This window comes from Streptomyces sp. NPDC029152, assembly GCF_055564355.1.
On record NZ_JBVHWR010000048.1, the window covers coordinates 1 to 7,470 of the forward strand.

Consider the following 7,470-nt stretch of genomic DNA (forward strand, 5'->3'; position numbering starts at 1 on the left):
CTGCGGCACATCCAGTACCGCAGCCACCTATCGACGGCTGCCTCGCGGAGACCGGTCTGACCATCCGACCCACCTGACACGAGGCGACATCACGAGTTCAACCTCAGTAACACGGTCACCAGCCGCTACCACAGCCCTTGACAAACCTGATTGGGAATCACTGTCTGGCGGTTTCGTCGCGTGTGGCCGGTACTTCAGACGTACGTCTCCATGGTGATGCGAGGACATCCCAGTACTTGTGAGGGAGGTCCGGACTCGTCTCGGCAGGGGAAGATCAAGATCGTTCCTGGCTCTAGCGTGGCTCGCAGCCGTGACCGGAGCGGCGTGTTGATGCCCGTCCCCTGGAGTTCCCCATGCCTTCGAGTCCCGCCGTGCCACAACCGCGCCTGCACATGCTGTGCGTGTCAGTCCTGACGCTGGTCCTCGGTTTTTGGGGGATCACCCGTGATAACAGCATGTGGCGTGATGAGGCGGCGACGTGGACGGCGGTCCACCGAACCGTGCCCCAGCTCAAGGACATGCTGGGGCAGATCGATGTCGTTCATGGTCTCTACTACCTGCTCATGCACGGCGTCTTCCAGCTCTTCGGAGACAGTCTTTACACGCTGCGCCTGCCTTCCGTCGTGGCCACCACGTGCACCGCTGCGGTGATCGTCCTCCTGGGTTCTCGCCTGGCCGGCCGGTGTGCGGGACTTGCGGCCGGCCTGTCCTTCGCGCTCGTCCCCGCCGTTCAGCAGTACGCCCAAGAGGGACGCCCGTATGCGCTGGTCATGCTCTGCGTGGCCCTGGCCACTTGGCTGCTCGCCGTGTCGATTGACGATCCGACCCCAGGCCGTTGGACGGCGTACGGTGCCGTTGCGCTGACCGCGGCGCTGCTCAACTGGTTCTCGCTGCTGATGCTGACCGCGCATGCGATCACCATCGTCATGACGAGACCGGCAAGCACCATTGTTCGGCGCTGGGCGGTCACCGCGTGCACCGTCGTGCTGTGCGCTTCACCCCTCATCGTCGAGAGCCAGACGCAATCCCAGCAGATCGCCTGGATACCTCCGGTCAAGCCGAGTACCCTCCTCAGCCTTCTCCTGACCCTGCTTATAGGGGCAGCGTGCGCATGGGGTGTTCGATCCGAGACGGCTGACCGCACTGCTCATGGCGCGCAACCCACCCTCATCGCCGTCGCCCTGCCGCTCCTCGGCCTTCCGCCGCTCCTTCTCCTGGCGGTGTCATCCGCTCAGCCCGTCTACCAGACTCGCTACATCCTCTTCAGTTACCTGGGACTTGCGCTGCTCCTCGGGGGAGCCTGCCAGGGACTGGCGAAGCGTTTTCGGGCATCATCCCAGCGCATCGGCGCTGCAGTCCTGGTCATCGCTTTCGTCGGCCTGCTTCCCGTTCAGATATCGATGCGCAGCGCGAGCAGCCGCATCGATGACGTCCTGTTCACGGCCCACGGCGTTGCGGCCGCCCGTGAGCCGGGAGACGCGGTGCTGTACATACCCGCAGCGCGTCGCGACACCGCCCTCGTCTCGCCGACCGCGTTCACCGATACCAAAGACGTTGCCCTGGCCCAAGATCCGTATGCTTCGGGCACCCTGTACGGACGGGAGAGATCACCGCGGGAGATTGCCGATGCCATGCTGGCCGCGGACCGCATCATCGTTGTCAGCGACGATCACGTGTCCACCCCCACGACAGATCGTGACCGGGCCAAACAGCAAGTCCTCGCCGACCAGTTCGTCCGCTGCACAGCATCAAGAGGTCATGGCCGCAAGGTCACGGTATACCAACATCGCTCGTGCGACTCCACCAGTGGCTTTGTCCACGAGAACGGGGTTCTGGCACAGATTTTGGGGAGTCGTCGCGGAGCGTTACCTCGATGTTCGATTGCGAGGGACTGGTTCGTACGAGACGGCGTACGCCTTGCGTCTGGCAGCCGGAAGTGACGCTCCCTCGGGTGGATTCCGTTCGCTGCTCTGGTCGGCTGTGGACAGTGATGGTGCTGGCCATGCAGATCCATGCACCGTTCTGGGACTCGCTGGTGTTCGACGGGATCGACGATGTGGAGGTCGAGGCGGTTGCGGCCGCGTTCGGCACGGTCGAGGTGGTGGCGAGAGGCCGCGCGGCCGCGGCGGCGTGTCCGGACTGCGGCCGCTTCTCGGACCGAATCCACGATCGTTACCAGCGCAGGCTGAAGGACCTTCCGCTTGCTGAGCAGGGCTTGGTGATCCGGCTGACGGTCCGGCGCTTCATCTGCGGGTCGGCGGACTGCCCGCCCCGTACGCACGGTTCACCACGCGGCTCAACCATGCTCTGGAGCGGGTGGGTCTTGCCCTCGCCGGGCGGGCCGGCGCTCGGCTGGCTGCCCAGCTGGGCTTCGGTGCAGGAAGGATGACCCTGTTACGCAGGGTCATGGCATTGCCCGATCCACGGTTCAGCACGCCGCGTGTGCTGGGCGTGGACGACTTCGCGATCCGTCGCGGCCAGACCTACTCCACAGTCTTGACCAGCGTCGAAGACCATCGCGTGGTCGATGTGCTCCCGACTCGTGGAGCCGGGTCGCTGGCCGCCTGGCTGATCAGCCCTCCCGGCGTGGAGATCATCTGCCGGGACCGGGCGGGCGCCTATGCCGAGGGCGCCCGGCGCGGTGCCCCCGATGCTCTGCAGATCGCCGACCGGTTCCATCTGTGGCAGGCCCTCGGCCGGGCCGCGGAGACCTGCGTCGCCGCCCACCGCGACTGCCTGCGCAACCCGAAGCCCAGCGGAATGTTGCCAGAGGTCACCCGACTGGCTTCCGGCCGGCCGCAGGGCGACTCGGCACCGCTCGGCCGCGGGCCGAGCGGAAGAAGGCTGCACACGCCCTGGTCCACGAGATGCTCGCCCAGGGCCACTCACGCCGGGCGATCGCCCGGCACCTGGGCTGGGGGCTCAACACCGTGCTCCGGTACGCGAACGCCGCACGCTGGCAGGACACCATCCGCGACAACCGCCCCCGGCCCAGCAGACTGGACCCCTACAAGCCCTACCTGGGACGGCGCTTCGCCGAGGGGTGCACCAGCGTCACCCGACTGCACGGCGAGCTGGTTGCCGAGCAAGCTCCTGTCACCTACGGCATGGTCCGCGCCCACATCGCCACCTTGCGCGAGGCTCCCGCCGCCGCACCGCCACGGCCGCCGGACACGTCCGCGGCTTCGGAGAGATCCTCACCGACCGCCTCGGCTCCACGCTCCCCACCTGGATCGACGCAGTCGACGCCAGCCAGTTGCCCGGCCTCACCGGCTTCGCACTCCACCTGCTCCGAGACCTCGACGCCGTGACAGCCGGCCTCACTTTCGACTGGAGCTCCGGCAGCATCGAGGGCGCCGTCCACCGCATCAAGAAGATCAAGCGGCAGCTCTACGGCCGAGCCGGATTCGAACTCCTACGCAAGATGATCCTGCTCCAATGCCACTCCGACGCCCCGAGATCTGCACAGAACCGAGAAGCGGGCACATTTGCCGCGGTGGTGTGTAGAGAGGGGAATCACCCACGTGCCCAGCCGTGGCAGGATGGCCTCATGTTGATCCGAAAGGGCGATGCCGCGTAGGCGTCCCAAGGCCGTCCGCGCAGAGCGGTGGCGGCCACGATGGCAGTATCCGGTCCTGAGGGTCCACGGTGTCTCCGCGCGGACTCGTGCAGCGATCCGCCGGGTCGAAGACCAAGAGATATGGCCCAACGCGGTCGCCAACGCACTCACGTGTTTCGAGTGGGCCTTCACACAGCCAGGACGCTACTTGGACGCCTCCGCGTTTGATTCGCCCGGGGTGGGAGATGCCCGTGATGACCTGGAGCAGGCGATGCTGCACCTTCCTCCCGGAGCCAGACGGGACTTGGGCCGACTGATCGCGCGCATCGATGAGGAATTCGAGCGCCGCACCTTGCCGGAGCCCAACTACAACGAGTGGGCGACGACGTGCTGGTGGTGGACCAGAATGCGCGAACGCTGACCGGCCCCGAGATCACTGCCCCTCCCTGCAATCGAACGAACCTGTCACCCTCCGCGACCGCTCCCCATGATCCGTGCCAGAACCTGAAACTCACCTACAAAGCCACGGGGGCCAGTGCGCTCCGCGGTGCGGGCAGTGCCGTGGGTGTCAGCCGTGTCCACGGGGCGCCAGGCGCGGGTGGGCCGGTGTGCTGATCAGCGTCAAGGGGGTTGCGTCTGCTGATCGTCGGCTGTGTCGGTGGCTCGCCCAGGTGAGTGAGTGCCGCTACGCTGTGCCCGATGGGCTCTCGCGGCCCGGCATGGCCCGCAATCACCCCCCGTTGCGCGGGCCGTTGCCTTCCTCTGGGGCCGGGCCGGCGCAGCCCCCCGTCGCCCGCCCGGCCCCAGCCCCTTCACCAGGCAGACACGTCAGCCGGCCTGCAGCGATCAGACGACGGAAGACGGCCCAGGGCTCATACCCCGGTGCCGTTCTCGTCGGTGACAGCGTTCAGGGTGGTATCACCGAGGGCGGTACGGGCGGGCGGGTGCCGGGTGTACTGCCCGCCCTCTTCGCCCGGTCCTCTGCAGATGTGGTGCCGGTGCGCTCGAGGATGTCTCGGGTCAGGGAAGAGCGGTGCGGCCTTTGAACCGGATCCGGGTGAGATAGGCGGTGCACAGCTCTTCACCGACCAGGCAGCGTACGGTTCCGCATTCGGTGCAAGTCTTCAGGTGCTCGACGTAGGCGGCGTAGTCGGCCTCGTGCAAGCGGTGCTCGGTGTCGTTCTGCACAGGTGTGTCGCTCTCCGTGTCTGCGCCTTGCCTGACGGTTACGCAGAGGCAACGTTACGTCGAACCCTGCGCGTTCCGGGAGCCGGATTCCTGCCAGCGACGGCGCTTCTTATGGCCTGATGCCGGGCCCCCGGGGGACGGGGGCGACGGGCGGACGGGGTCAGCGGCGTTACGGGGCGGTGCCTTCCCTGGCGGCCCAGGGTGTCAGGCGGCGGCGAAGTCGTGGGCGGGGCCGTCGCGCCACTCCACCAGGCGCGGGTCGTCCAGGACGGCGGCGGGGCCGGCGATACCGGCGGCTTCGAGGAAGACGACCAGGTCGTGGTCGCTGTAGGCGGTGCCGAGGACCACGTCCGTACCGTGGCGGCGCACCGTGACTCTCCGGCCGCCCGACAGAGAACGGCCGTGCACGACGACCGGCGCACCGCTCACCCTTCCAGCCTGCCCCCGCGCACGGCCGTGCGGCGAGCCGGGGCAGCAGGTCCGGCCGGGAGAGGAGGGAAGGCCGCCCGGCCGGGCCTGGCACCTGGGCCTGCAGCAGGTACGCGTCCGGGTGCGGCCCGACGGCTCGATGGATCCCGAGGACCTGCAAACGCAGGTGCAGGTGCGGCGCGGGGCGGGGGCGCTGGTGGTGGCCACCTGCGGCACTCCCCTACGTGGTGCCGTCGACGATGTGGCGCCAGGGGTTCGAGCACGTGCCAGTTATCGATCAGCTCGTGGCGGGGCCGCCAGGGGCGCTGAAGGCGGTCCAGGAGGGCCGCGACGGTCTGGCCGGTGGAGGCCACCAGTTCGGCGGTGGCCTCGTCCCGCTCCCCCGCAGCCTCCAGGGCGAGGGAGAGGACGGCGGGCGGGGGCAAGCTGCTCAAGGCGCGCAGGTGGCAGGTCCAGGCGGCGGCCGCCGCGCTCCGTCCCAGCTCCAGGCCTTGCGGGGCGGTGGTGCTGCGCCGGTGGAGCCAGTCGGCGAGCCGGCGGGTCAGGCGGGCCTGGTCAGTGGCCGGATCGCGCATCAGCCGGGCGGCGAGCTCGCCGGGGGTGTGCTCGCGCAGACCGCCGGGGGTGGCGGTGACGATGGCCAGCGCACGGGCGCCGGTGTCCATCTGCAGCCAGCCTTGCAGCGCCTCCTGATGGCCGTAAGCGACCTCCTGCACGCTGACGCGGGCGAGGTCGAAGCTGGGGCGGGCGATGCCCGTCTCCCCCAGCCGCGGCGGCTCCGGCTCCACGCCGCCGGACCAGCCGGCCGTCTGATCGGGCGCATCCGCCCACACCAAGGCGTAGGCGTCCTGGCCTCGCTCGGCCAGCCAGAGACCGAACTCACCAGGTGGGGGCACGCTCTGCTCACTCATCCGAAGGGGCCTTCTCCTCGAACCGTCTGGGACACGCCGCACGGACCCGGGGACGGCGGCAATCTGCAGCCTGCCCGCACCCGGGGCGGCCGCCGCCGGGCGGGCCACGGCGTCCCGCCCGGCGGGATAGTGGGGGTGCCGTTCAGCAGCCCCGTCCCGCGAGGCGGGATGGGGCCAGAGCGGGCAGGACGGCTCCGCTACTGCGCGTTCGTACTCAGGGGCAGCACAGCGTGCCAGGGCCACGGTCAGGTGCTCGCCGAGCCGGAACGCGCCCGGGCGCAGGCGCGGAGCGTACGGCGGCCTGCGCATGGTCGTATCGGGCCGGTCTACCAAGGTCCCGGCTCTCCGTCGGTGACGAACCGGGTCAGGGACACTTCCAGCAGTTCGAGGAACTGCCGCAGGTCACCGGCTACTTGGTCGAGTTCTGGTTCGTCCAGCGATGCTGTCCGCGTCCGGTGGACCGTTCCGTCGAGGCCCGCGACGTAGGACAGACCGCCTCCGTTCGAGCCGATGACCAGGCCCAGGGCCTTCTGGCCCGTGCCAATGGCAGCAGTGCCGCCCTCCTGAGAACGCCGAAGAACGTCGCCGGCGGAGTCGAGGAAGTAGCCGTTGCCGACGTCTTCCCAGACGAGGCCGCCGACGCTGTCGTAGAAGGTGGCAAGGTCAGCCGGGATACGGTCGGCGCCGGCCAGCGCGCGAGCCGCGGCCCGGTCATCGCCGCTGGCGGTCAGGATCTCGTTGGTGCCGGGGGGAAAGCCGTGACGGCGCTCGAAGTCGGCTGTCATTACCGCAAGGGCCCGGGAGACTCTGCCGGTCCACAAGGCCAGCCAGGCGGCCGACAGCAAGGGTGCGCTCATGAGGCCGGATCATGGCAGGCGCCACCGACAGCCACGATGCCCGGACCGGTCCCCTGTCCTGGCTGGGACTGGGGGTTCTCCACAGATGCCGCTCTTCCAGCAGCCCGAACCGCACGTTGCCGCTGTCGAGATCGACGAGGACGGGAGAGCAGTCCAGCAGCTGCTCCCTCGGGTCACGCGTGGCGAGGTACTGCACGCAGTTGTAGGGCACGATCAGCGGTCCGTTGCTCTCGCCGACCAGCTCCAGGTGGACGTCAAAAGGCGGCTCGTCATCGCGCTGACTGTCGACGAGGAACGCCACCGCAAGCTACAGGGCTTCGTCCTTGCCCATCTCCGGGCGTCCCTTCAGCACCCCTGCCGGACCGCCGCGAGCGCTGGCTGCTGTGCCAGGAGCGCCCCACGGGCGAGGCCTCCGGCGACGACCGGCCGCGGGGGGGGTGCCTCTATGTCCTTCGTCAAGCGGTTCGGGGGTTCCTTGGTTCGTAGAAGGTTCCGTCGCGGAGCATGGCGAACAGGACGCTGATGC

9 protein-coding genes and 1 pseudogene are annotated in these 7,470 nt (G+C 68.8%); 6 read left to right on the forward strand and 4 right to left on the reverse strand.

The annotated features are described in order from the left end of the window. The first annotated feature begins 353 nt into the window (after positions 1-353). The 6 genes and pseudogenes from ACZ4V6_RS36260 (at position 354) to ACZ4V6_RS36285 (ending at position 3,980) form a co-directional block, all read left to right on the forward strand. Complete coding sequence (locus ACZ4V6_RS36260) at positions 354-1,940, forward strand: glycosyltransferase family 39 protein (protein ID WP_467835488.1); 1,587 nt, start codon at positions 354-356, stop codon at positions 1,938-1,940. 62 nt (positions 1,941-2,002) lie between these two features. Continuing rightward, positions 2,003-2,389 carry a transposase family protein gene (locus ACZ4V6_RS36265; RefSeq protein WP_467835490.1) on the forward strand — a complete coding sequence of 129 codons (387 nt, stop codon included), beginning with the start codon at positions 2,003-2,005 and terminating at the stop codon, positions 2,387-2,389. A 17-nt stretch (positions 2,390-2,406) separates the two neighbouring features. Further along, positions 2,407-2,667, forward strand: a pseudogene (locus ACZ4V6_RS36270) (ISL3 family transposase); the annotation flags it as partial. A gap of 200 nt (positions 2,668-2,867) precedes the next feature. After that, positions 2,868-3,311 carry a hypothetical protein gene (locus tag ACZ4V6_RS36275; RefSeq protein WP_467835499.1) on the forward strand — a complete coding sequence of 148 codons (444 nt, stop codon included), beginning with the start codon at positions 2,868-2,870 and terminating at the stop codon, positions 3,309-3,311. Continuing rightward, positions 3,257-3,580, forward strand: coding sequence for a hypothetical protein (locus tag ACZ4V6_RS36280; protein ID WP_467835491.1), 324 nt, complete (start codon positions 3,257-3,259; stop codon positions 3,578-3,580). Before ACZ4V6_RS36275 ends, ACZ4V6_RS36280 begins: the two co-directional genes overlap by 55 nt. 187 nt (positions 3,581-3,767) lie before the next feature. After that, a complete protein-coding gene (locus ACZ4V6_RS36285) occupies positions 3,768-3,980 on the forward strand; it encodes a hypothetical protein (protein ID WP_467835493.1) in 213 nt (70 codons plus the stop codon). A 599-nt stretch (positions 3,981-4,579) separates the two neighbouring features. On the opposite strand, the gene ACZ4V6_RS36290 is transcribed toward ACZ4V6_RS36285, so the two are convergent. The 4 genes from ACZ4V6_RS36290 to ACZ4V6_RS36305 form a co-directional block, all read right to left on the reverse strand. Then, positions 4,580-4,747 carry a hypothetical protein gene (locus ACZ4V6_RS36290; RefSeq protein WP_467835495.1) on the reverse strand — a complete coding sequence of 56 codons (168 nt, stop codon included), beginning with the start codon at positions 4,745-4,747 and terminating at the stop codon, positions 4,580-4,582. Between the two features lie 204 nt (positions 4,748-4,951). Beyond that, the gene (locus ACZ4V6_RS36295; protein WP_467835091.1) at positions 4,952-5,176 is read right to left on the reverse strand and encodes a hypothetical protein; all 225 of its coding nucleotides are present in this window, start codon (positions 5,174-5,176) and stop codon (positions 4,952-4,954) included. Then, positions 5,173-6,087 (reverse strand): hypothetical protein, encoded by a 915-nt coding sequence (locus ACZ4V6_RS36300; protein WP_467835497.1) that lies wholly within the window; start codon positions 6,085-6,087, stop codon positions 5,173-5,175. Before ACZ4V6_RS36300 ends, ACZ4V6_RS36295 begins: the two co-directional genes overlap by 4 nt. A gap of 326 nt (positions 6,088-6,413) precedes the next feature. Beyond that, positions 6,414-6,944, reverse strand: coding sequence for an SMI1/KNR4 family protein (locus tag ACZ4V6_RS36305; RefSeq protein ID WP_467835498.1), 531 nt, complete (start codon positions 6,942-6,944; stop codon positions 6,414-6,416). Between the last annotated feature and the right edge of the window lie 526 nt (positions 6,945-7,470).